The 22,453-nt window shown below is 64.1% G+C and carries 28 protein-coding genes and 2 pseudogenes; 27 read left to right on the forward strand and 3 right to left on the reverse strand.

The window, feature by feature from the left end; all coding sequences use genetic code 11:
• The first annotated feature begins 15 nt into the window (after positions 1 to 15).
• From LXE91_RS41360 to LXE91_RS41415, 12 genes and pseudogenes are all read left to right on the forward strand, one after another.
• Positions 16 to 504 (forward strand): DUF411 domain-containing protein, encoded by a 489-nt coding sequence (locus LXE91_RS41360; protein ID WP_077186796.1) that lies wholly within the window; start codon positions 16 to 18, stop codon positions 502 to 504.
• A 353-nt stretch (positions 505 to 857) separates the two neighbouring features.
• Positions 858 to 1,168: pseudogene (locus tag LXE91_RS41365) on the forward strand (integrase); the annotation flags it as partial.
• Between the two features lie 1,287 nt (positions 1,169 to 2,455).
• The gene (locus tag LXE91_RS41370) at positions 2,456 to 2,791 is read left to right on the forward strand and encodes an ArsR/SmtB family transcription factor (RefSeq protein ID WP_027810097.1); all 336 of its coding nucleotides are present in this window, start codon (positions 2,456 to 2,458) and stop codon (positions 2,789 to 2,791) included.
• Complete coding sequence (locus LXE91_RS41375; RefSeq protein ID WP_027810096.1) at positions 2,788 to 3,267, forward strand: ArsI/CadI family heavy metal resistance metalloenzyme; 480 nt, start codon at positions 2,788 to 2,790, stop codon at positions 3,265 to 3,267. The genes LXE91_RS41370 and LXE91_RS41375 overlap by 4 nt, the downstream gene beginning before the upstream one ends.
• Positions 3,268 to 3,276: 9 nt before the next feature.
• On the forward strand, positions 3,277 to 3,771 hold the full coding sequence (locus LXE91_RS41380) for an arsenate reductase ArsC (RefSeq protein ID WP_027810095.1): 495 nt from the start codon (positions 3,277 to 3,279) through the stop codon (positions 3,769 to 3,771).
• 16 nt (positions 3,772 to 3,787) lie between these two features.
• Positions 3,788 to 4,282, forward strand: a complete 495-nt coding sequence (locus LXE91_RS41385) for an arsenate reductase ArsC (RefSeq protein WP_027810094.1) — start codon at positions 3,788 to 3,790, stop codon at positions 4,280 to 4,282.
• A 64-nt stretch (positions 4,283 to 4,346) separates the two neighbouring features.
• Positions 4,347 to 5,420, forward strand: a complete 1,074-nt coding sequence (arsB, locus tag LXE91_RS41390) for an ACR3 family arsenite efflux transporter (RefSeq protein ID WP_027810093.1) — start codon at positions 4,347 to 4,349, stop codon at positions 5,418 to 5,420.
• A gap of 1 nt (position 5,421) precedes the next feature.
• Positions 5,422 to 6,654, forward strand: coding sequence for an MFS transporter (locus tag LXE91_RS41395; RefSeq protein WP_027810092.1), 1,233 nt, complete (start codon positions 5,422 to 5,424; stop codon positions 6,652 to 6,654).
• Entirely contained in the window at positions 6,651 to 7,073 is a 423-nt protein-coding gene (gene arsC, locus LXE91_RS41400; protein ID WP_027810091.1) for an arsenate reductase (glutaredoxin), read from the forward strand. The genes LXE91_RS41395 and arsC overlap by 4 nt, the downstream gene beginning before the upstream one ends.
• Positions 7,051 to 7,788 carry an arsenical resistance protein ArsH gene (arsH, locus tag LXE91_RS41405; RefSeq protein ID WP_077186795.1) on the forward strand — a complete coding sequence of 246 codons (738 nt, stop codon included), beginning with the start codon at positions 7,051 to 7,053 and terminating at the stop codon, positions 7,786 to 7,788. Before arsC ends, arsH begins: the two co-directional genes overlap by 23 nt.
• Before the next feature lie 126 nt (positions 7,789 to 7,914).
• Entirely contained in the window at positions 7,915 to 8,343 is a 429-nt protein-coding gene (arsN2, locus tag LXE91_RS41410; RefSeq protein ID WP_027810089.1) for an arsenic resistance N-acetyltransferase ArsN2, read from the forward strand.
• 186 nt (positions 8,344 to 8,529) lie between these two features.
• A pseudogene (locus LXE91_RS41415) lies at positions 8,530 to 8,739 on the forward strand (DUF4158 domain-containing protein); the annotation flags it as partial.
• Positions 8,740 to 9,328: 589 nt separating this feature from the next.
• On the opposite strand, the gene LXE91_RS41420 reads toward LXE91_RS41415, so the two are convergent.
• On the reverse strand, positions 9,329 to 9,793 hold the full coding sequence (locus LXE91_RS41420) for a hypothetical protein (RefSeq protein WP_027810088.1): 465 nt from the start codon (positions 9,791 to 9,793) through the stop codon (positions 9,329 to 9,331).
• A 665-nt stretch (positions 9,794 to 10,458) separates the two neighbouring features.
• Here LXE91_RS41420 and LXE91_RS41425 point away from each other — a divergent pair.
• From LXE91_RS41425 to LXE91_RS41495, 15 genes are all read left to right on the forward strand, one after another.
• Positions 10,459 to 11,286 carry a DUF932 domain-containing protein gene (locus tag LXE91_RS41425; RefSeq protein WP_027810087.1) on the forward strand — a complete coding sequence of 276 codons (828 nt, stop codon included), beginning with the start codon at positions 10,459 to 10,461 and terminating at the stop codon, positions 11,284 to 11,286.
• 73 nt (positions 11,287 to 11,359) lie between these two features.
• Positions 11,360 to 12,025 (forward strand): LPD29 domain-containing protein, encoded by a 666-nt coding sequence (locus tag LXE91_RS41430; RefSeq protein ID WP_027810086.1) that lies wholly within the window; start codon positions 11,360 to 11,362, stop codon positions 12,023 to 12,025.
• A gap of 23 nt (positions 12,026 to 12,048) precedes the next feature.
• Complete coding sequence (locus LXE91_RS41435) at positions 12,049 to 12,330, forward strand: hypothetical protein (protein ID WP_034175683.1); 282 nt, start codon at positions 12,049 to 12,051, stop codon at positions 12,328 to 12,330.
• Between the two features lie 318 nt (positions 12,331 to 12,648).
• Positions 12,649 to 12,903 carry a hypothetical protein gene (locus LXE91_RS41440; RefSeq protein WP_226151565.1) on the forward strand — a complete coding sequence of 85 codons (255 nt, stop codon included), beginning with the start codon at positions 12,649 to 12,651 and terminating at the stop codon, positions 12,901 to 12,903.
• Between the two features lie 460 nt (positions 12,904 to 13,363).
• The gene (locus tag LXE91_RS41445; protein WP_027810083.1) at positions 13,364 to 14,017 is read left to right on the forward strand and encodes a DNA methyltransferase; all 654 of its coding nucleotides are present in this window, start codon (positions 13,364 to 13,366) and stop codon (positions 14,015 to 14,017) included.
• Between the two features lie 23 nt (positions 14,018 to 14,040).
• The gene (locus tag LXE91_RS41450) at positions 14,041 to 14,547 is read left to right on the forward strand and encodes a hypothetical protein (protein ID WP_027810082.1); all 507 of its coding nucleotides are present in this window, start codon (positions 14,041 to 14,043) and stop codon (positions 14,545 to 14,547) included.
• Between the two features lie 49 nt (positions 14,548 to 14,596).
• Positions 14,597 to 14,764 carry a hypothetical protein gene (locus LXE91_RS41455; protein ID WP_165581456.1) on the forward strand — a complete coding sequence of 56 codons (168 nt, stop codon included), beginning with the start codon at positions 14,597 to 14,599 and terminating at the stop codon, positions 14,762 to 14,764.
• 52 nt (positions 14,765 to 14,816) lie between these two features.
• On the forward strand, positions 14,817 to 15,005 hold the full coding sequence (locus LXE91_RS41460; RefSeq protein WP_027810081.1) for a DUF6900 domain-containing protein: 189 nt from the start codon (positions 14,817 to 14,819) through the stop codon (positions 15,003 to 15,005).
• Positions 15,006 to 15,702: 697 nt separating this feature from the next.
• Positions 15,703 to 17,832 carry a ParB/RepB/Spo0J family partition protein gene (locus LXE91_RS41465; protein WP_039350079.1) on the forward strand — a complete coding sequence of 710 codons (2,130 nt, stop codon included), beginning with the start codon at positions 15,703 to 15,705 and terminating at the stop codon, positions 17,830 to 17,832.
• A 1,043-nt stretch (positions 17,833 to 18,875) separates the two neighbouring features.
• Positions 18,876 to 19,142: a hypothetical protein gene (locus LXE91_RS41470; RefSeq protein ID WP_027811052.1), complete on the forward strand. Its 267-nt coding sequence runs from the start codon at positions 18,876 to 18,878 to the stop codon at positions 19,140 to 19,142.
• Positions 19,117 to 19,668, forward strand: coding sequence for a hypothetical protein (locus LXE91_RS41475; protein ID WP_077186813.1), 552 nt, complete (start codon positions 19,117 to 19,119; stop codon positions 19,666 to 19,668). The genes LXE91_RS41470 and LXE91_RS41475 overlap by 26 nt, the downstream gene beginning before the upstream one ends.
• A 44-nt stretch (positions 19,669 to 19,712) precedes the next feature.
• Positions 19,713 to 19,934 carry a DUF3717 domain-containing protein gene (locus LXE91_RS41480; RefSeq protein ID WP_027811054.1) on the forward strand — a complete coding sequence of 74 codons (222 nt, stop codon included), beginning with the start codon at positions 19,713 to 19,715 and terminating at the stop codon, positions 19,932 to 19,934.
• A 56-nt stretch (positions 19,935 to 19,990) separates the two neighbouring features.
• Positions 19,991 to 20,134 carry a hypothetical protein gene (locus LXE91_RS41485; RefSeq protein WP_154233621.1) on the forward strand — a complete coding sequence of 48 codons (144 nt, stop codon included), beginning with the start codon at positions 19,991 to 19,993 and terminating at the stop codon, positions 20,132 to 20,134.
• Between the two features lie 104 nt (positions 20,135 to 20,238).
• Entirely contained in the window at positions 20,239 to 20,532 is a 294-nt protein-coding gene (locus LXE91_RS41490) for a type II toxin-antitoxin system RelE/ParE family toxin (RefSeq protein ID WP_027811055.1), read from the forward strand.
• Position 20,533: 1 nt separating this feature from the next.
• Positions 20,534 to 20,833, forward strand: coding sequence for an addiction module antidote protein (locus LXE91_RS41495; protein ID WP_027811056.1), 300 nt, complete (start codon positions 20,534 to 20,536; stop codon positions 20,831 to 20,833).
• Positions 20,834 to 20,995: 162 nt separating this feature from the next.
• Here the strand turns inward: LXE91_RS41495 and LXE91_RS41500 are convergent, their stop codons facing one another.
• Together LXE91_RS41500 and LXE91_RS41505 are read right to left on the reverse strand one after the other, a co-directional pair.
• Positions 20,996 to 21,307 carry a hypothetical protein gene (locus LXE91_RS41500; RefSeq protein ID WP_027811057.1) on the reverse strand — a complete coding sequence of 104 codons (312 nt, stop codon included), beginning with the start codon at positions 21,305 to 21,307 and terminating at the stop codon, positions 20,996 to 20,998.
• A 247-nt stretch (positions 21,308 to 21,554) separates the two neighbouring features.
• Complete coding sequence (locus tag LXE91_RS41505) at positions 21,555 to 22,055, reverse strand: hypothetical protein (RefSeq protein ID WP_278068199.1); 501 nt, start codon at positions 22,053 to 22,055, stop codon at positions 21,555 to 21,557.
• Positions 22,056 to 22,453: the final 398 nt, after the last annotated feature.

Genomic DNA, 22,453 nt, shown 5'->3' on the forward strand with positions numbered 1-22,453 from the left:
TAAGGAGGAGTTTGTATGAAAAAGCCTTTGAAGGTCGGATCGATTTCACACGCAAGGCGATCAGTCGTGGCCGGGTTGGCACTTTTGCCCGTCATAGCGTTTTCGCAGGAGACTGCTGGCAAGCCTGTCGTGCAAGTATGGAAGACACCAACCTGCGGTTGCTGCGAAGACTGGGTATCACATCTCAAGAACAACGGCTTCAAGGTGGCCGTGCAAAATGTCGACGATACAGTCGAGGCAAGACGTAAAGCAGGCATGCCTGATCGCTACGCTTCGTGCCATACGGGTATCGTGCAGGGATATGCTATCGAAGGACATGTTCCGGCTCGTGAAATCAAGCGCCTTCTGCGCGAGCGACCGAAAGCAATCGGATTGGCTGTACCTTCCATGCCGATTGGGGCTCCTGGTATGGACGGGCCGGCATATAACGGACGCCACTTGCCGTACAACGTCATGTTGGTGAGTCGCGATGGACAAACCAGCATATTCCAATCGTACAGATGAGATGCCGTGCCTCTGCGGCCGCGGATGCTATCACTGGTGGAATCGATTCGCCTGATTGATAGTCGATGGCGGTAAAATCCGCGCTTTTCGGGCGGCCCCAAGGTGTAGCGATGCGGCTTGGTGATTAGTGTGATCGCAACTAATCGTTCGTCGCGATCCGATTAAGTTTTGGGGCGAGCACGTAGAAAACCATCGGATAGATTAGTACGAGCCGTCGATCGCGCGCTCAGAGAATAGCGAAGCGCCCACTCTCGAAGCGGTGCGCAACGGCGATCGTGACGCGCGATGCCGTCACGGACGAATCCCGAGCCGAGGCCTTTGGCGCGGCAACGCAGCCGGCGACTGCCTGAACGATGGCCGACCGTTCCCTGCAGCAGCTGGCACAGATGCCGTTGCGCAGCTACAGCCGTACCGAATTCACAGCTTTGCGCGCGCGCGTTCAAGGCCTGGCGATCGAGATGATCGAGCGGCTGTCCTTCGATCGCGATGCGGATGAGCGGGCCGACGTCGCGCAGCGCTGCGTACGATGCGCGACGACTTGGTCGCGGCTGCGCTGCGCGACGGTTCGCCGGTGCTGAAGTCGCAGCTGCAGGCGACGATAGAGAAATGCGGTGAGGCGCGCCTGACGCTGATGTCGCTGCAGATGATCGAGCAGGTGGCCGGAACGCATTCCGACGTCGAGGTACAGGAGCGTCGACTTCATGCCGAAAGCCCGCACCAGGCAACGGCCGCCTTCAGGCGGTCGTTGGTATCTGGCGCGCGATCTGGTGAATAAGTATGGCGGGTGGCCGACAGTATGGGACGTTTCCGGGACTGAAGCCGAAGTTCTCGACGCGCTTGAGCGTTACCTTAAAATGTGCAAAATGTCGACGTTAGTATCTGTTATGTAAAATCATTCGGATTGCTATCAAATAAGGTGAGCGCCAATGGAATTGGAACCTCGGAGCATTCTCGCGCCCGGAACAGGTCTGCTAGAGATCTTGGGATGCGGGATTGCTTGGATCGCCGTTGTCGCAGCACTTATCTATCTTTTCGGAAGGTTGAATAAGACTGCGGGGGTAACTGCGGGGATTGTCGGTATGGTCGGCGGCTGCGCGATACTGATCCTGCACTTCATACAGTGATACGTTGAGAATCGCGCAACGTCCAATATGCTGTATTACCCGCCGGACGCAGCAAGCAACCGCTTTTTGCTTCCGACGGCCGTTGAATAGGGAGCACTGACGATGTCGTTACTAGCCGGATGGTTTTTCGAGGGAGCGATGCTGCGCCACACGCCGTCGCTCACGGACCTTGCTGTTTGGGAAATCGCGTCCGGGGGAAGTTCGAAATCGCCGGCAACGCGCGAGCAACCAGACGGGCTCCAAATGACAAGGAGGCGCACGCTCGCAGTTGCTGTCAATGGTCGGAACATGATCCTCCGAGGTGACCTCGATCGTCTCCCCGGGCAGGGGGAGTCCGTCCGCATGCTGGGCCTCCTCTATGCACGCCCGGACAGCGCGGCGGCCGAATTCGGAGGAACGAGGTGGTACGAGATCCGCCGTGACGGCGATTCGTACCGTGCTACCCCGACTTAAGACGCAGGCGACTTGGCCTCTAGAGTTGCAGTACCGTTCGTCGCACAACTACTGACGGACGCTCACCAGCGCCCCCTAATCCGCCCTATCGATGTCCACGCCGGCTACGTTAGAGTCGGCTTCGACCACGAGCTCCCGATGAAGGCCTCCCCTTGATTTTCGTGCGCTTTACCGGTGTTGCGCGCGGTAGGCCTGGTAAGGGTCTGCGGCCAGGCCCTTAAATAATGTTCAGCGAATTCAAGGGCTTCCTGATCGTCGCTTCATCTATTCTCCAGAGGGCTCCGTCCACGACTCTGGGTGCGCCGCTGGCTCTGGAGATCAGCAAGCGGACGAAATTCTTGCCTCTAATTCGATATTTCGACTAATATGGAATCATGGAAACGAACCAAACTATTGCCGCCCTTGCGGCGCTTGCCCACGAGTCCCGGCTCGCCGTCTTCCGCGCCCTCGTACAGGCCGGGCCGGAAGGCATGCCGGCCGGGCAGATTGCAACACTGCTGGACGTGCCGCCGTCGTCGCTCTCCTTTCATCTGAAGGAGCTGGCGCATGCACAGCTTGTCACCAGCCGGCAGGAAGGTCGCTTCGTTTTCTATTGCGCGAACTTCGCCACGATGAACAGCCTGCTGGCCTATCTCACGGAGAACTGTTGCGGCGGCAATCCCTGCTCGCCAGTTGGTGCATGTTCTCCATCCAAGGAGCAACAATCATGAAGCGCTTTCACGTGCACCTCAGCGTGCCGAATCTCGCTGACAGCATCCATTTCTATTCGGCGCTGTTCGCCGCCGAACCGACCGTCGTCAAGACCGACTATGCGAAGTGGATGCTCGACGATCCCCGTGTCAACTTTGCGATCTCGCAGCGCGGCGCTGCGGCCGGCCTCGATCACCTCGGCGTACAGGTCGAAAACGATGCCGAGCTGGCCGAAATGCACGAGCGTCTCAGCGACGCCGCACTGCCCCTCGACGAACAAACGGGTACGACGTGTTGCTACGCGCGCTCCGACAAGTACTGGACGGTGGACCCGCAAGGCATTGCATGGGAGACGTACCAGACGCTCGGGAACGTCCCGACCTATGGCGAATCCCGTAATGCGCAGCCGGCCGAATCGAATGCCGACACTGCCGCTTGCTGTACTCCTGCGCGCGGCAATCCGACCGGCGCGGCCGTGAAATCTGCCTGCTGCTGAGGTCCAACCATGAGCGACAAGCGCTACAACGTGCTGTTCATCTGCACCGGCAATTCCGCACGATCGATCCTGTCGGAGGGGCTACTGAACCAGCTCGGCGACGGGCGTTTCGTTGCCTACTCCGCCGGCAGTCATCCGAAAGGCGAGGTGAACCCGTTCGCACTGCGCGAGCTGGCACGGTGGCACTTGTCGACCGAAGGGTATCGAAGCAAGAGCTGGGACGAATTCGCCGCGCCAGACGCGCCCGCGCTCGACTTCGTTTTCACTGTGTGCGACAAGGCCGCCGGCGAAGTCTGCCCGATCTGGCCCGGTCAACCGGTTACCGCACATTGGGGCGTGCCCGACCCGGCCGATGTCGAGGGCTCCGATGAACAGAAGCAGCAGGCCATGCACGACGCCGCGCTGACGCTGAAGCGTCGGATCGACCTGCTGCTGTCATTGCCGCTCACCAAACTCGATAACGTCGCACTGGAGAAATCGGTGCGCGATATCGGCCAACAGTAAATCCGGATGTTTTGACATGACTACGAACGTACTGATCCTCTGCACCCACAACTCGGCGCGCAGCGTGCTGTCGGAAGGGATGCTCAATCATTGGGCCGCGAAGCTCGGCAAGGATGTACGCGCGTACAGCGCAGGTAGCGCGCCGAGCGGTCGCCTCAATCCGTTCGCGCTGGAAGCGCTGACGAACGCCGGCGTCGACGTCGACGGCTATCGCAGCAAAAGCTGGGACGAATTCGTCGGCGACGGCGTACCGGAAATGCGCGTCGTCATCACCGTGTGCGACAGCGCGGCGGCGGAAACCTGCCCATACTGGCCCGGCAGCCCGGTCAAAGTCCATTGGGGCTACGCCGATCCGTCGAATGCGACGGGCGGTGACGAAGGCAAGCGCCTCGCGTTCGAACTCACACGTCAGGCGATCGGCTACCGCATGCTGCAGTTGCTGGCGCTACCGCTTGACCGCATGAGCAATGCCGAACTCCAGACGGCGTTGACTGAGATCTCGCAAACCTGATCATTCGCGCGGCGGTCTGCCGAAACTAGCGGCCGCCAACGACTTCGAGACTGAACCCTGTCCAATGAACACGTCCAACATCGCCCCGCCCGGCAAGGCCGTCGCAAAGCCCTCCATCAACTTCTTCGAACGGTACCTGACCGTCTGGGTCGCGCTGTGTATCGTCGCCGGCATCGCGCTCGGCCAGGTGCTTCCCGGCCTGTTCCAGCAGATCGGCCGGATGGAGTACGCGCAGGTGAACCTCCCGGTCGGACTGCTGATCTGGGTGATGATCATCCCGATGCTGGTCAAGGTCGACTTCGGCGCATTGCACGAAGTGCGTCAGCACGTCAAAGGCATCGGCGTCACGCTCATCGTAAACTGGCTGGTCAAGCCGTTCTCGATGGCATTCCTCGGCTGGCTGTTCATCCGCCACCTGTTCGCGCCGATGCTGCCGGCGGATCAGCTCGACAGCTACATCGCCGGCCTGATCCTGCTCGCTGCGGCGCCGTGCACGGCGATGGTGTTCGTATGGAGCCGGCTGACCGGCGGTGATCCGCTGTTCACGCTGTCCCAAGTTGCTTTGAACGACAGCATCATGGTGATCGCGTTCGCGCCGCTGGTAGGGCTGCTGCTCGGCATGTCCGCGATCACGGTGCCGTGGGCGACGCTGCTTACGTCGGTCGTGCTCTACATCGTCATTCCGGTGATCCTCGCGCAGGTCTGGCGCAAGGTGTTGCTCGCGAAAGGACAGGCGGCGTTCGATGCCGCGATGGCGAAGATCGGCCCGTGGTCGATCTCCGCACTGCTGGCCACGCTGGTGCTGCTGTTCGCGTTCCAGGGCGAAGCGATCCTGAAGCAACCGCTGGTGATCGCGCTGCTCGCTGTGCCGATCCTGATTCAGGTGTTCTTCAATTCGGCGCTCGCGTACTGGCTCAATCGTGCGATCGGCGAAAAGCACAACATTGCATGCCCGTCGGCGCTGATCGGCGCGTCGAACTTCTTCGAGCTGGCGGTCGCGGCCGCGATCAGCCTGTTCGGTTTCCATTCCGGTGCGGCGCTGGCCACCGTCGTCGGTGTGCTGATCGAAGTACCGGTCATGCTTCTGGTGGTGCGCATCGTGAACCAGTCGAAGGGCTGGTACGAGTGCCGGACCTGACATGTCCAACAGGACGCCCCGTCCGCGCGCTTGGCTGACGCCCTCGCTCGGGCTGACGCAGATCATCGGGTGGGGTTCGATGTTCTACGCGTACGGCGTCCTGATGCAGCCTATGCAGGACGAGCTGGGGCTGTCGAAACCGATTGTCGTTGGTGCTTACTCGGTGGCGCTACTGATCTCCGGGCTGTGCTCCACGTCGGCTGGCGCCATCATCGATCGCATGGGTGGGCGCTTGCTGATGGCAACCGGATCGCTACTTGCGGCGCTCATGCTTGCTTGCCTGTCACGCGTGCATGGCGTTGTAGGGCTGTATCTCGCATGGGCCGGCATTGGCGTCGCAATGAGCGCGACGCTGTATCAGCCCGCGTTCGCGGTCATTACGCAGGCGTTCGGCACCAACTATCGCCGGGCCATCACGCATCTGACCTTGTTCGGCGGCTTCGCCAGCGCGGTTTTCTGGCCGCTGACGCAAACCCTGTTGCAGCATGCCGGGTGGCGAGAGACATGGCTTCTCTATGCCGTGGCGAACCTGCTGGTCTGCCTACCCATTCACGCCACCTTACCGAAGCGCGGCAAGGCAACGCACGGGGTTGCAGCGGCGCGCACGGAAGATCCGGCTACCAACCTCATCGCTGTCCTGCGCGAGCCGGCTTTCTATCTGGTGACGGCAGCGGTCACGCTCAATGCGCTGGTGTTCGCCGCGATGTCGCTGCACATGATCCCGGTCTTGCAGGCACACGGCATTTCCGCCGCGAACGCGGCATGGGTGGGTGCGTTGGTTGGGCCGATGCAGGTTCTTGGTCGCGTGCTCGAGACGACGATCGGCAAACGCGCCAGCACGCGCCACGTCGGCATGGCAGCGATCTCCCTGTTGCCGTTGTCGTTGATCCTGCTCTTTGCATCGGGTGACTGGCTACCGTTGTACGTCGTATTCGCCGCACTGTATGGCATCAGCAACGGCATCATGACCATCGTCCGCGGAGCGCTGCCGGCGGAACTGTACGGGCGAGCTGCGTACGGGGCGATCAGCGGGGCAATGGCGACCCCGGTACAGATCGCTATCGCAGCAGGCCCGTTCGTCGCGTCACTTCTGTATGCCGCCGGGAACGGCTATCCCGGCACGCTATTGGCCTTGGCCGGTATTGGCTCGGCGGGCGCGATTCTGTTCCGCTTCGCGATCGCGCAAATCCGGCAGCAAGCCATCGACCTATCAAACAAAGGAACCTCTACATGAGCGACATCACGATTTACCACAACCCCGACTGCGGCACGTCGCGTAACACGCTGGCCCTGATCCGCAACAGCGGCGAGGAGCCCGTCGTGATCGAGTACCTCAAGACGCCGCCGTCGCGGGAAACGTTGATCAAGCTGCTGGCCGACGCGGGCCTGACCGTGCGCGAGGTGCTGCGCGAGAAGGGCACGCCTTATGCGGAACTCGGCCTTGGCGATCCGAAGTGGACCGATGAGGAGTTGCTCGATTTCATCGGGCAGAATCCGATTTTGATGAACCGGGCCATCGTGGTCACGCCGATTGGCACGAAGCTTTGCCGGCCGTCGGAAGCCGTCCTAGACATTCTGCCGAACCCGCAGAAGGGACCGTTCACCAAGGAAGACGGAGAGGTCGTGATCGATGCGGAGGGCAAGCGTGTCTGAGCATCTGAATGACCTGCCGCAGCTCGACGCTACACTGTTTCGCGTGCCGGACGCCGCTCAACTTCGGCCGGCGACGCCGTCGACTCATCCGCCCCGGCTCTTGCTTTTATACGGCTCGTTTCGCGAGCGTTCGTTCAGCCGCCTGCTGGTCGAGGAAGCCGAGCGCTTGCTCACCGCGATGGGTGCCGAGGTCCACGTGTTCAATCCGAGCGGCCTGCCGCTGCCCGATGATGCGCCCGAGAGCCACCCGAAGGTGGTCGAGCTGCGCGAGCTGGTGATGTGGGCGGAAGGGATGGTCTGGTGCTCGCCGGAACGGCACGGCGCGATGACCGGGATCATGAAGTCGCAGATCGACTGGATTCCGCTGTCGGTCGGCGCCGTGCGGCCGACGCAGGGCAAAACGCTCGCGGTGATGCAGGTCAGCGGCGGCTCGCAGTCGTTCAACGCGGTGAATCAGATGCGCGTGCTGGGCCGCTGGATGCGCATGCTGACCATCCCGAACCAGTCGTCGGTCGCGAAGGCGTTTGCTGAATTCGACGAGGCTGGGCGGATGAAGCCTTCGGCGTATTACGATCGGGTTGTCGACGTGATGGAGGAACTGGTCAAATTAACCTTGCTCACGCGCGACGTCGGTCCCTACCTGGTCGATCGGTACAGCGAACGCAAGGAAAGCGCCGAGGAACTGTCTAAGCGCGTGAATCAACGCAGTATCTGACATGCCAAAATGCCGTGACCGCGGGAATTCGCCGCGGCTTGCCGGCCGCATGAACGTCGTTAGAGCCCGAAGCATTGTCAATCGCATCCGAACACCCGATGCCGTCACCACCTGAGGACCGACACCATGCAACTTCGTGCAGCCGCCGTATCCGATCTGGTCTCAATCGAGACACTCCTGCGCGTGTCCAACTTGCCGACCGCCGGCGCGGCGGAACACCTAACGAACTTCGTTGTGGTGGTGAATTCCCAGGGCCTTGTCGCATGCGGCGGCATCGAATTCCACGGCAACTTCGCGCTGATCCGTTCAATCGCGGTCGCGGAACAGGCGCGAGGAGCCGGTGTGGGAAAGGCGATTGTTTCGCGATTGCTCGCGCAATGCCGCAGCCGTGCAGTCGAAGCGGTTGCCTTGCTCACGACGACGGCCGAGGACTACTTCGCAAAGGAAGGTTTCATGCGCGTCGCGCGCAACGACGTGCCTCATCTCTTGCTGGCATCCAGCCAGTTCCAGGGCGTGTGTCCGGGATCTGCTACGGTCATGTTGAAAGTGCTCTAACCCCCAATAAATACTCTTGACCTTCCGATCGTGGGAACCTCCATCACAAGAAGCGATGGAGCTGCGCTTCGCTCAGGTTCGCTTCTCTGAACATCTTGCACGATTGTCATATTTCGGTTTGCGATTGCCCGCCGAATAATTTCTCGCTACGCTGCACAGTCCGTTTTTCGCGCGGGAGTGCGGGCGATGGACCACGGACAGTTGGCGTATCTCGGCATGCGGCATTTCCCGCAAGAGCTCTCTGAGTTCGAGCTCAACATATTCTTCACGTTCTCCGCTCGCGAGCGAGCGCTGATCGATGGGCGCCGCTCGCATCTCTACCGGCTGGCAGTTGCCTTGCATCTGGGTTTCGTGCGGATGACGGGGCGCACCCTCGACGCCTACAAGCAGGTGCCCTAGCGGGGCGATCATGCTTGACTCCGAGGGACGCGGACTAGGTTCCCGCGCGCGGTGGCCAGCTTGTAGTCGCCGATGCAGCCAGACCGTCCAGGGAGCGCACTGCGATCTCTCGAACGTCGATCACTCGAATCAGATTGTCCGTCCCACCTTCTCGCGCGCGGCGGCCGGTGCCGCCGAAACACTGTATATACATCAGGGGGCTGGGGCGAGCGCAACATCCGGTCGAAATTGCAGCGGTGTCAGCCGAGCCTGGATCCGGTGGCAAGGTGCCGCGCGGGCGGCCGGCCGTACGATCGACCCTCCCGCATCCGCTCAAGTCGCTCGAGCGCCTCGACGAACACCGCCAGCGGCTCGCGCCCAACTGGTCCCCGTGCCACGTGATCAGCGCGGCGACGACCTCGTCTGCTCGATCCTCAATGGACCTTGGTCGTCTTACTGAAGGCGCGGGCAAGCCGCGCGATCCAGCGTCGCCATCCCGGCAAATGCGCGATCTGAGCTTCTGCCCGGCGTGTCGGGATTCGCGTGCGCCCGCTGTCTTTGACGATACGGTGTGGACGCATGGGTCGAATTCTCGCGTGGAACGTGTTCATTGTTCGGCCAGCTGCTCGAGCTCGTCGCATTCGCCGAAGAAATCTTGCTGTCCGGGAAGCGGCGCCGGCGGCCGGCGCACAGCGCGCGGCCGCGGATGGCCGGAACGCTTCAGTGTACGCGCGATCGCCTGCAGCTGCGCCCAGACACGGTCTGCCTCGGCGGCCGACATGGTGTCGGCCGCGACTTCGAGTGCACCGACGAGCGATTCCAGTTGCGCAGGCGCCGAGGCCAGCATCGCACGCGCCTCCGTGCGCGCCTGGCCTTCCCGGTAGACCGAGAGCCAGCGTGCGAGCCCTTCGCGTTCGTCGGGAGTTAGTGCCGCGAGCAGCTCGGGCGGTATCGGCTCGTCGGCGCGAAACGTGCCGAGCACATGTTCGCGCCGACGTCCCCTTGCACGCGGTTGCTTGGGAGGCTCGACGCGCAGCACCTTGATGAGGTTTCCCTGTTCTCGAATGAGCATCGACTCGTCTTAGATTTCACACGATCACGCCGAAGGATAGCGCAACCGCGTGTCGCGAACGACCGCGACACGCGGCACACACCTCACCAGTCTTGCGGCCGCGGCCGCAAGACGGGGCGCTCGCCGCGCGGCGAGCCGGTGCCGTCTCAACTATCCGCATTCCGCCAGTCCCCTGAGCTCGCCGTCCCAAACGCGACCGTAGCCCACCGTCGTTCGCATTCAAGGGTCCGCTCCGCCGGCCGCAGCACCCGTTCGGTGCTCGCCCTTCGGGCTGCGCTCCGCGTGCGGCTTTGCGACCGCCCTTGAACACGCCCGCCGGCAGGCTCCTTCAGTCGCGGGACGACGAACTCAGGGGACTGGCGGCAGCAGTTCTGCCGAAGTCCAGGCAGCACCGGCACAACCCCTACGTGGGGACTCGGAATCTTGGGTCCCGGTCGGCCTGAAGAGCAAACCAACCGCAGATGGAGGTCACGATGGAAACGAACCGATTGCACCATTGGATAGGAGTCCTGCACTGTGCGTACATGGAATACACGTACACGCCCTGGGATGGACGGAACTACTACCGGCGCACCGTCGCTTACGACCACGTCGTCTGGTGTTGACGGACGCCAGCGAATTCCTGAACGACTCGCATCGAACCTGAATCTTCACTGGAGAAAACCATGCAACTCGCAACCAAGTTTGGCAGTAACGCCCCGATCCTTCGCTCGAACACGCCGCTCTCCGATGACCAGATTCGTGAGGTCGCGCCGTCGATTTTCGCCGGGGACAAGCACGACTCACGGTCGGACCGATACACGTACATTCCGACCATCGAGATCCTCACGAAGCTTCGCGCAGAAGGGTTCCAGCCCTTCATGGTTTGTCAGACCCGCGTGCGCGTCGCCGCGAAGCGCGAGCATACGAAGCACATGCTCCGACTGCGGCACGCGTCGCAGGTCGCGTCGCCGGAAACCCCGGAAATCATCCTCCTCAACAGCCACGATGGGTCGAGCAGCTACCAGATGCTGGCCGGTTACTTCCGGTTCGTCTGCCAGAACGGTCTCGTATTCGGCGACACGACGCACGACATCCGGGTGCCGCACAAAGGCGACGTCGTCGACCACGTCGTCGACGGCGCGCACGAGGTGCTCGACGGGTTCGACCTGATCCGCGAATGCAAGAGCGAGATGGAAGCCGCGCAGCTTGATGAAGGCGAGCAACAGGCGTTCGCGCGGTCGGTGCTGGCTCTCCGGTACGACGTGACCGAAGCGCCCGCGCCGATCACCGAGGATCAGCTGCTTCGCGCGCGTCGTACCGAAGACAACCGCCCCGACCTCTGGACCACGTTCCAGCGCGTGCAGGAGAACGTGATCAAGGGCGGGGTGCGTGGTCGCTCGGCCACCGGCCGTCGGATGTCGACACGCGGTGTGACCGGTATCGATCAGGATCTCCGCCTGAATCGCGCCATGTGGGTGCTCGCCGAAGAGATGCGCAAGTTGAAGGGCTAACCCGAACGCGCCGGCGGCCGCCGCCGGCGCCCTCGCCTCACGTTGTCCCGTACACCATCATTCGAGGTTCAACATGTTCCATCACATTGCAGATCGCCGTACCCAAATCTCCGAGTCCGTCCGCGCGCGGGGCAGCCGGGATTCCGCAACCGCGCCCGCGGTGCTGGCCGACGTGCTGACGCTTGTCGAGACCGCGCAGTTGGTGCAGACCGTGTTGCGTGAAGGTTTCCCCGCGACGTCGTTCGCAGTGCGCGTCGCAAAGAACGAACGCGGCACGCAGCTGACCATCGACTGGACCGATGGCCCGCGAGACGTCCAGGTCGCGCGCCTTGTGATGCCGCTGCAGGCCACCCGTCTGGCCGACGGCGGCAGGCTCGAGCGGGTCGAACACTTCATGTTGACGTCCAGCGGCCGGCGGACGGTCCGCCTCGCCGCAGATCGGATCGCGCTGTCGCGACAATTCAGCGATCGCGCGGTTGAGCGTGTGCTCACGCGGCTCGCGTCGCGCTACGGCGATCGGCTGGCGCCGGACGTGCGCGCCTCGATGACGGTCGACGGATATCGCGCGGGCGACCTGCAGCTGCTCGAGGTGATCGGCGTGCATCGGGCGGGCAGCGTTCGCTCGGGATCTAACGTGCAGATGGACGTCGCCGCAATGCTTGCCGAGACGTCCGACGTGCATGGCTTTCCCCGTTCGGCCACGGCCGCGCGTCTATTCGTGCGCCGCGATGTCCACTGACCGGAGTGACCAAGGAGCGAAACATGACAGCGATCGAAACTGCAGCAATTGAAGCGGCCCGCGCGTATGGCCTTCAGCTGCGCACCGTACCGGATTGGAACGACGAGGACGGGAGCGAGTGGGCTCGTGCGCGCAAGGCTGGCCGCGAGCAGCTCCTGACGGCCTTGGCCGCCCTGAGCGACGCAGATGCATTGCACGTCATTCTGGAGAACCCTGGCATCGAGCCAGACGGCGAGACCCCGTTCGAGCTCATGAAAGTTTACGAGGTGCAGGCGTGGCGGGAGCGTCCCGACAGTTCCCGATGAGCTGACGCCGATCGTCGCGCACATGGTGATGATGGATGGTGCGCGATCTCACATTTTGCGGGCAGCCAGCCGCCGTGGTTCGGCTGCCTCGAGCACGACCAGGACGACCCAATGAATCAACTTTTCCTGAAGATGCCCAATCTGCATCGCGTCATCGACCGTGCGCACGCCGATCTGATTGCGCGCGGCGCGGCGATCGCCGCTGAATGTGGTCTAGCGCCTTGCGGGCCAGCGGGCTGGTCCAACGGCCTGCGCGACGCCGATCGTATCGCTCTGGTCGTATACCAGCCGAGGCACGGCGGCGGAGAACGGTATGGCGTGACACGATTCTTTGACGGCCAGTACGCGTCGGCCGACTGCGTGCTGCCCGAGCATGCCACGCGTGCCCTTTTGGCCGCTACGCGTGCAGAATTCGAGCGCATCTGTGCGGCCGACGCCACGCGACGTGCGGACATTCGGCTCGACGCGAGCGTTGAAGACCCGGATGGTGCATCGATCGAGCTGCTCGCGAGCGACGTCGACGTGCAGCGTCGAGATGTGCGCCTCGAGGCGCAGCAACTGGCGCTGTTCTGACGCTGCCGTACCTTAACCTGCTCGGCCGTCGTACGGGCAAGTTTGCGCGGCGGCCGCTCTCGCGGCCGCGCTGACGGAATCGCGATCGCGCCGCGCGATCGGAGATCGCCGCGGCGCTCATGACCGGGACGCAGCACCGTCGGTCCGCTACGTCCTGCAGGTCCATCCCCTTCCGTCGGCATTCCACAGCCGTCGACCTTTCAACCCGGAGCCCACGTTCGCCCGCCGTGTCCTGGCGGACGGACCGCTGCGCCGTGCGCGACGAATGTCGCACGGCGCCCCGCTCCTGCAAGGGGCTTTCGCGGCATATCCTCGCGCGCTTCGCGCACTCCGGTATTCCACGGTCCCCTTGCCCGCCATTCCCCTGCGGGCGCTCGCCAGCTCCGGGTAGCACGGTTTGCGAGCCAGATCGTTCTGGCTGTGCTCCGGCTGCCCCTATCTCAACTCTATGGAGCTGACCGTGAGCTATTTGTACAACGGCGACTGCCTGGTCGCCATGCCCAAACTCGCCCCCGAATCCGTCGACTGTATCGTGACGGACCCGCCTTACCTCGTGAATTTCCGCGATCGGAGCGGTCGCTCGATCGCGAACGACGTGAACGGCGACTGGCTGGCGCCGGCGTTCGCCGAAATGTTCCGCGTCCTGAAACGCGATGCCGTGTGCATTTCGTTCTACGGCTGGAACAAGGTCGACCTGTTTTTCGACGCCTGGAAGGCCGCCGGCTTTCGCGTGGCCGGCCACTTCGTCTTCACGAAATCCTACGCGTCCAAGGCCGGCCTGGTGAAGTACCAACACGAATCCGCCTACCTGCTCGCCAAGGGGCGGCCCGTGGCGCCGGCGGCGCCGATCGCCGACGTCATGCCGTTTCCGTACAGCGGCAATCGCCACCATCCGACCGAAAAGCCGGTCGCCGCGCTGCGCACACTCATTTCCGCTTTTACGCAGCCCGGCGACGTCGTACTGGATCCGTTCGCCGGCTCCGGCTCGACGTGCGTTGCCGCCCGCGAGCTCGGGCGCCGGTATATCGGCATCGAACTGGACGCGACCTACTTTGCGGCCGCCAAGGCGCGCCTGACGGCGCCCGTCGCCGGCGCCGCGTTGGCCGCCGCCTAAGACCCGAACAGAGGACATTCATCATGCAACTGATCGTTTCAGCCTATTCCGGTCTCGAGCAGCTCGACCATCCCCGCACGAACGAAAACGGCGACCCTGTCGACGTGTTTTGCGTCCGCCTCGACGCCGCGGCGCGGTTCCCGCACCGCGCCAGCGACCTGGACATGGCGCGTATCTACCGCTACCGGAATTCGTTCGAGTTCAGCGCCGGCACCTACGTCATGCACGACATCTTCCGCGAGCGCCTGGCCGAGCTCGCCGATTACCCGGCGATCTCGATCGGCGCCGCGCGGATCTGCCATACGAACGGCGCCATCGCGGCAAAGGACGGCCCGTTCAAGGAACTGATCGATTTCTCGATCACGTCGGGAACGATCGGCACTCGGACTTCCGCAAAGCTGGCCGACGATTTCAGTCAGTTCCTTGGGGCAATCGACGCCGATTGCGATCACCTGTTCGCCGAACTGTACCGAAATTGGTATTTCGCCTTCTGCCTGGCCGAGAACTGCGGCGCTGTGCAGCTTTCTTGACCACACGAGCGCCGGCCGCGCGCTGCGGCCGGCGCAACTGGAGAACAGCATGCCCCGATATTTGATTGATGCAATTTTGGCCGCGATCGCTGCAAACGCCTTCGGTCCCGAGATCTCGGACGTATGGGATTCCGATACGGAAATCGAAGTCCTGCCGACGTCGTTGCGTTACGCGATGCTGGAAGCGTTCCAGGCCGGCCAGTGCGCGCGGCGATAAATCCACTCGCCGGCCCCGGCTTTGCCCGGGGCCGGCCTTTCCAGAGAAACCCATGAACAAAGGCGAATTCGAAATGTTGCTGTTTGCGATCGCGCGTATCCATCTGAACATCGACACGCTTGAAACGCGTTACAGCGACCGGCTGGATTTCCACGATTGTGCCGTCTGGTGTATCCGTGCCGCATTGACCGCGGCGTACGACGCTGGCGTTATTGACGGGCGCCGAAACGCTTCGAAGTGACTCGCGGCGGCCGGCGCGCGCCTGGCGCCGGCGGTGTTCGCCGCTCGACCATGTTCCACCGCCGGCGTGGGCCCGCGGGCCCGGCCGGCGCCTGGAACGCGGAAAGCCGATTCCGTACCGCGAGATGTTCCACTGATCCGGGGCGGCCCACCCCGCCCGCATCGAGCGGCCGGCGCGGGCGGGGACTGCTCGCCCCAGCTGGCCGCGGTGGATCTTCACCGTTCCCAATATCCAGCCGGCGCGCGGCACCTTGCGCGCCCGGCTGCGCCAGCACGCAAGCCGCAGGCACCCGCGCGCCAGAGAAACGGGCTGTCCGCTCACGGGGCTCGGCCGCCACCGGCGTCCGGCCCCGGCGCTGGCCGCCCGTCAGCCACGCGGCGAGCCGCGCGGAGTTCGCGCTCGGGCCGCGCGTGCGGCTCCGCGCCGGCGATGTCCGGGTCTCGGCAGCCGTCCCCGCGTTCCAGCCTCTCCCGTCGGCGCATCAGCTGCCATCGGGCCGCCTCATCCCGACGCATAGTGCGGCCCGCCGTCACCGCAAGGGTTCGCGTTGCCGCGCGCGGCGCCCGGTCGCCGGGCCTGGCGGCCGCGGCGCTGCGGCCTTGCTCGCGCCCTTGCAGTGCCTGCGCGTCCGCACTCCCCATGCGTCGAGGCGGCTCCGAATGGCAGCTTTTTCCACCCCGACGTAAAGGAGGCTTTTATGAACGCAGTGACCACCGAGATCCCGGCCCTCGCCCACGATGCGGGCGTTCCCCCCGCACCCCCCGAGGCTCACCGAACGGCAGACGAGCTGCGCGACATTCCGCTTAAACGGCTCGTCGCGTCCCCCTACAACGTGCGGCGCGTGCCGCCCACCGGCATCAAGGAACTCGCCCTCAATATCTGGAAAGTCGGTCTGCTCCAGAACCTGATCGTCCATCCAATGAAGGTCGGCGCGCGGAGGGCGCAGACGTTCGGCGCGGCCGCTGGCGAACGCCGCCGCCTCGCGCTCATCTACCTGTTCGAACACGACTACATCCCCGCCGACCACCCGGTGCGCTGCCGGGTCGTGCCGGTCGAGGACGCAGTGCTGCTGTCGGCAACCGAGAACGAAATGCGCGAGCCGATGCACCCGGCCGACGCATGCGACGCTTACCGGATTCTGGTCGAATCCGGTCGATCGATCGAGGAAATCGCGGACCTGTACGGCGTGCATCCGAAAACTGTGCAGCGCCGCCTCAAGCTCGCACGCGTCTCTCCGAAGCTGGTCGACCTGTTCCGCACCGGTGAAATCAAGCTCGATCAAATGCAGGCGCTCGCGCTGTCGGACAGTCACGACGAGCAAGAGGCCGCGTGGTTCGACGCCGAGCCGTACAACCGCGACGCGCACGCGATCCGCCGCCGCTTCGTGCGCGACGAACAGTCGTTCGTGAGCAACCGCGTCGCGAAATTCGTAGGCGTCGAGGCGTTCGAAGCGGCTGGCGGTGCCGTGCGACGCGACCTGTTCTCCGCAGCCGAGGATGCGTGGTATCGCGATCATGCGCTGATGCTGCGCCTCGCGACCGAGCAACTGGAAGCGCTCGGCGCGTCGGTGCTGGCCGAAGGCTGGGCGTGGGTGAAAGCCATGCCGGAACGCGACCATGCCACCCGGTCGCAGTTCCGCCCGGTGCTGCCGCGTCGAACGGAACCCACCGATGAGGTGGAGAAAGAACTGACAGCGATCGATCAGCGGCTGGCCGAACTCGCCCAATTTTGGGATGCCGACGAGAGAGACGACGAAGTCGCCGAGCGCGTCGAGGCGGAAGAAGAAGCGTTGACCGTGCGTCGTGACGAAATCGAAGAGTCCCTGCTCGTCTACCATCCCGACGACATGGCGCAGGCTGGGGCGCTTCTCTCGCTCGATGCTGACGGCGAGCCCGTGATCGAGCGCGGACTCGTTACGCGTGAGCCGGTTGCAGCCGCGACGACCGAAAGTGGCGAGAATGGTGACGACGATGACGACGACTCGTCAGATGGTCAGCCCGCGCGCGTCGCCGTGTCGGCTGTGAAGCCCGTGAAGGGGCCGCACTCCGAACGGCTGGCGCTGCGTCTGAACGCGCATCGCACGGCGGCCGTTGCCGCCGCCCTCGCGCAGCAGCCGCACGTCGCGCTCGCCGCGCTCGTGCACCGGCTGCTGGCGGGCGAGTACGGCCACAGTACCGAAGGCAGCGCGCTGGACGTGACGTTCCGCGACCACTCCCACACCCTGACGAAGCATGCGCCGGAACTGGACGACGACCTTGCGTTCACCATGCGCCGAGAGCAACGCCGGGTTTGGGGAGGCGTAATCCCCCACGACAGCGACGCGCTGCTGCGCTGGCTGATCGAGCAGACCGACGAGCGCCTGCAGCTGATCCTCGCGCAGTACGTCGCGGCGAGCGTGGACAGCGTGCGCCCGGACGAGCGGCCGCACGCGATCAACGCGCTGATCCCGGCGCTCGGGCTGAATCTCGCGGATGCGTGGCAACCGACGAAGGCGGGATATTTCGACCATGTTTCGAAGGATCGGATCGTGGACGTCGTGAGCGCGGCCGTGTCGCCTTCCGATGCGATGCGCGTGGCGAAGCTCAAGAAGGGGGACGCGGCGACAGAGGCCGAACGGCTGATCGGGGGGCGCGGCTGGTTGCCTGAGCATTTCGCGAAGGCCGAAGTCGTGCGGGTGAAGCTGTGGGACGTTCCGGCGAAGGCGTCGGATGCCGAGGCGAGCGCTGAGGAAGCGGAGCCCGACGCCCGTGCTCTGGCCGTGTCGGCCGACGACGTGCGCGACGATGCCGCTGTAGCGGAAGGCAAAGGCATGCCGCCGCGAGATTGACCGGATCGACGCCAGCGGGTGCGTTACGCCCGCTGGCGCAGTGTGCCGGTCAGTGTCCTTCGGCGGGCCGTCCGCAGCATGATGATCTACTCCCGAAAGTTCTCACTTTTCGATTCTCTGCCGCTCCCGTAAAGGATCACCTTTCCGATGCTGCGCATGCGCGCCCGTCGCTGTGGCGCATGCGCTGGCGGCACTTTCCTGACTCGCTGCTGGGGCGTCTCCCTCCGCTTCGCTCCGGGCCGGGCTTTCGCGCTGCGCGTCGAGCCCCGCTGCGCGTGTCTCGCCCCTGACGGGCTTCAATCCCTGACGTCTGCGCGCCGTGCCGGCGCTGCGCGCTTCGCTTGCTCGTGGAGTACGCGCCCGCTACGCGCGGGCGGACAGCAGGTCTAGCGGCCGGCTACGCCGGCCGAGGGGGCGCGGGGCCGGCTGCCCCGCGCCGTGTGCGCGATCCGGTCGGGGAAACCGCGTGGTTGCGCTCCATCCTTTTGCGCCGGGTTAAGCGCGTGGATCTGCCATTGGGAGCCGCCCCTTTTCGACGCATAGCGCGGGCGGGCACGGGCGCAAGGGTAAAGCCTGCGCTTCGCTCCGCCCACGTCCTCACCCGTTCGGTGCTCGGCTACGCCTGCGCTCCGCATGCGGCCTCCGGGCGCGCCCTTGCACCCGTGCCCGCCCGCGCTAAACCCGCGTCGAGGCGGCTCCCAATGGCAGATCCACAACCCGACACAAAAGGACGAAATCGTGAGCACAACCACCCCCGACCGAATCACGCACACACGCGCGGGCGTTCCCCCCGCACCCCCCGAGGCTCACCGCCAGGCAGGCATTCGACACACGAAAAATCGCCTGCGCGCGACCGCCGCGCACTGGCTCGGCTGCCCGGTCGATGCCCCCATTCGCGTTTTGTACCGCTGGACCCGCCCTGATGACGACGCGCGCGCTGTGCGGCTCGAAACGAGGACCGACGGTTGCGCTCAGCGCATCACCCTGTTTCGCCTTTCGTCCGGCGCGTGGTCGCCGGTTTGGCAATAACCCGGAGACTCACGATGAGCTACGAGACTGACGAACTGATGATCGAAGGTATCACCGAAGGATTTTTCGCAATTGCGTGTTCCGAACGTGCTGCGTCCTCCATCGGGGTACATCATGGCGACGATGGCGAACTGGCATTTACGCTGCCCACGATCGACTGGACTGCGTGGCAAATCAATGTCGCGATCATGATCTACGAAAAGGCGTACGCGCGCGGCGAGCGCTACGGCGCCGCGAGCGCTCAACGCGTCGTTCGTGAAGCGCTCGGCATCTTCCATTGACCCACTTGCCGGCGCGCAGAAGCTGGCGCGCCGATCGGAGCGAGCTGTGAAAAATGATCGCCCTCCCATCGACAGTTTCGATTTTGCCCTCGAAGCGCGCATACAGCTTGCGCTGCACGGCATCGCCGCGATTGCCGGAAACCAGTGGAACGCGGAGCAGCACTTGATTGACGCCGTTATCTGCGCCCGAGAGAGCGGTGTGCGCGCGTGCCGCGAAGGGTCCGACATGTCGCTGATGCTGGCGGACGAGCCCACTCTTCTTCCGTATTGGGATGACGGCTTCGAAGCCGAGGAATGCGGTCGGGTCGTCTGGTTTGGAGAATGGTTCAGCGACATGGACGGATTGAACGAAACGCGCCCGAGCGTGAGCCTGACCCGGCACGGCTATGTCCCCGCCCTCGAAGTGTCTCATCGTGGCGGCGATTGCGAGCCGAACACCGGCCATCCACGCGAGACGCTTCAGGAGGCGATCGGTGCCGCCAAGGAAATGGAGTCGCGCTGGCACTTCGACGAATGTATCGACTAACCTGCGTGCGCCGTGTACACGGCGCACTCCACGGAGCGAAAACGATGAACAGCACAACAGTTTTGCATATCGAGCAGATCGAGCGCGCGATCAACATTTGGCGCGCACGCCAACCGAGCGTAGACGGTGATCCAATCCTGTGCCGCGAAGCGCGGATTCTTGCCGAACCCTACGCGCTGATGATCGTGAACCGCGCGACGCAGATCGACGCGGCGCACTTGTCGGACACGCAACGCGCCGCGTTCGACGGCGCGTTTTCGAAATAACGCGTCATCGACGCGACCCGCATTCGATTTAGCCGGAGTTCGCGAAGGAGAATGACATGCAGGCACAGTGGGCGATCACCTACAAGACAGAGACTGGATTCGACGTCGAGATCATCGACGCAAGCAGCTTCGAAGAGGCTTGGAGCCGTGCGGAAGCGCCTTTTGGGTCGCAGCTTGTAGAAGTCGAGCGCGTCGCGTGAAAACCGTACCCCCTTCGACGGGCGCATTTCGCGTCGCCGGGGCGTTCAGCCGGCACCCAGAATGCATCTTGAAATCGTGTATCCTATGGGATACTATATAGGATATGAGAATCGAGCAGACAGACGACTTCGCGAAATGGTTGCGCGGCCTACGCGATCACATCGCGCGCGCGCAGATCGCCAAGCGGATTCAACGGCTCGCGCGCGGCCAATATGGGGACATGAAGCCGGTGGGTGCCGGAGTGAGCGAAATGCGCGTGCACGTCGGCCCCGGCTATCGCGTCTACTTTGTCCAACGAGGCTCAACGCTCGTCGTCCTGCTATGCGGTGGCGACAAGTCAACGCAGCAGCGCGACATTGAGCGTGCTATCGCGCTTTCGGCGCAATTGGGAGATTGACATGGGTATCAAGACAACGCCGTTCGATGCGGCCGAATACCTCGACACGCCCGAGGCGCAGGCCGAATATCTGCGGATTTCGTTCGAGACCGGCGATTCCGCCGACATTCAGGAAGCCATCGGCACCGTGGCGCGTGCGCGTGGCATGACGCAGATTGCGCGCGACGCGGGCGTCGGCCGCGAAAGCCTCTACAAAGCGCTGGACGAGCACGGCAACCCGGAATTCGCGACGATCCTGCGTGTTGTGCGCGCGCTCGGCCTCACGTTGACCGTGACGACGCCCGTACACGAGCACGCCTGAGCCGGGATTTTCGCGGCGTCGCGGGCTGGCGGGCGCTCGCCGCTACGCCGCGACCACCCGCCAGCCCGCGACCAATGCGTTAGCCAGTTTGCGCGCTGCGCAAACGAATCGGGGCAATCCCGCTCCGCGCACACTTCGTGCGTCGCCGGATTGCCCCAACGATCACACCGACGCGCCGTCGGCGACAGCGGCGGCCGGCACGCCCTGGGCGGGTTTCGCCGGCACCGGGGTCTCGCACGGTTTCGCGAGTGCGACTTTTACCGCATCAAGCCGCTCTTTCCACTGTTCCGCCGGGATCTCGTCCAGCCCTTCCGCGCGCAGCAGCTCGAGCACCGCCTTATGATTCCGCTCGCGATCCCTGCGGATCATCTCGCGCTGTTGGTCCTGCAGCTTTTTCAGCTTCGCCGCCGCCCTCGCGATCTCGTCTTCGATCGATCGCGGCTTGCGCGCTGTCTTCCCTGCATCTGCTGTCATGGCCTCTATCACTCCATCTTGTCCCTCCCCCTTGCCGCGAAGTGTAACGGAATTCGGCCGCGCAACGTAAAGCACTGAGGCCTGATACCCCGCTGTCGCACCGCTGCCCCGCGCGTCATCCGTCGCGGCGCAATTGCCCGCTGCGCAACTCGCGCGCAGCGGCCGGCACCGTCGCGGCCGCCGACGCAACCGCTCCGAGCGCTGATCCGGCGCCCCCGCATTTTTCCTGCTGTCGCCGCGCGGGGCGTCACCCGCGCCATTCCGCGGCCACCGCCCCGCGCGGACCACCTAGCCAGAGCGCAATGCTCGCATTGCGCAGCTCGAGCACGGCGGTCGCCACCGTCGCGACCGCCGGCCCGACCAACCCGCTCGCCGAGCCCCCGGCCCCGCGACTTTCATGCTGTCGCCGCGCCGGGCGGCGCCCGCGCCATTCCGCAGCCGCCGCCCGGCGCGGACCATCCACCCAGACGCAATGCACGCATTGCGTAGCTCGAGCGCGGCGGCCGCCACCGTCGCGGCCGTCGACCCGACCAAGCCAGCGCGCGAGCGCCCGCCCCGCGCTTTTCGCACTAGTCGCCGCGCGGGCGTCGCCCGCGCCGTTGCGCAGCCGTCGCCCCGCGCGGACCACCCATTCAGTGCGCAATCCTGAATTGCGCAGACCGTGATCGGCGGCCGCCAAGTCGCGCCCGCCGAATACCGCCAAACCGATCGTGCTCACAGCGTTTTCTCTCTGGCTGTTGCTCGACACCCCATCTATCCACGACCGTAATCCGCGCACGCCGGCAGGTTTTCCACATACCCACCGGTCCCCGCGCTTCTCCCGTTTCCCACAACCAACACCGTTGTGGAAAACGGCGCGCGGCCAACGCTCTTGCGATGTAGGCGCATCGCTGCGTCGGTTCGGACCCGTGGATATGTGGAAAACCTGCGTGGCATAACCACCCTCGTCGCTCCGAATTTCCCCCTGTCCGCTCCCTGCCTCCGTTCGACCTCCCTATTCCGTTTTTTCCCTGTGCGGAACGGATCGACGCTCGCCTCGTTTTTCTCTCTTTCGTGTCGGTGACTCAACCTTCACTTTTCTGCAAAATTTTCGCGGTGCTCCACCCAGGCGAACGCCTCAACGGAACGAAATCCTCGCTCTTGCTG

The organism is Burkholderia contaminans, assembly GCF_029633825.1.
Taxonomy (GTDB): domain Bacteria; phylum Pseudomonadota; class Gammaproteobacteria; order Burkholderiales; family Burkholderiaceae; genus Burkholderia; species Burkholderia contaminans.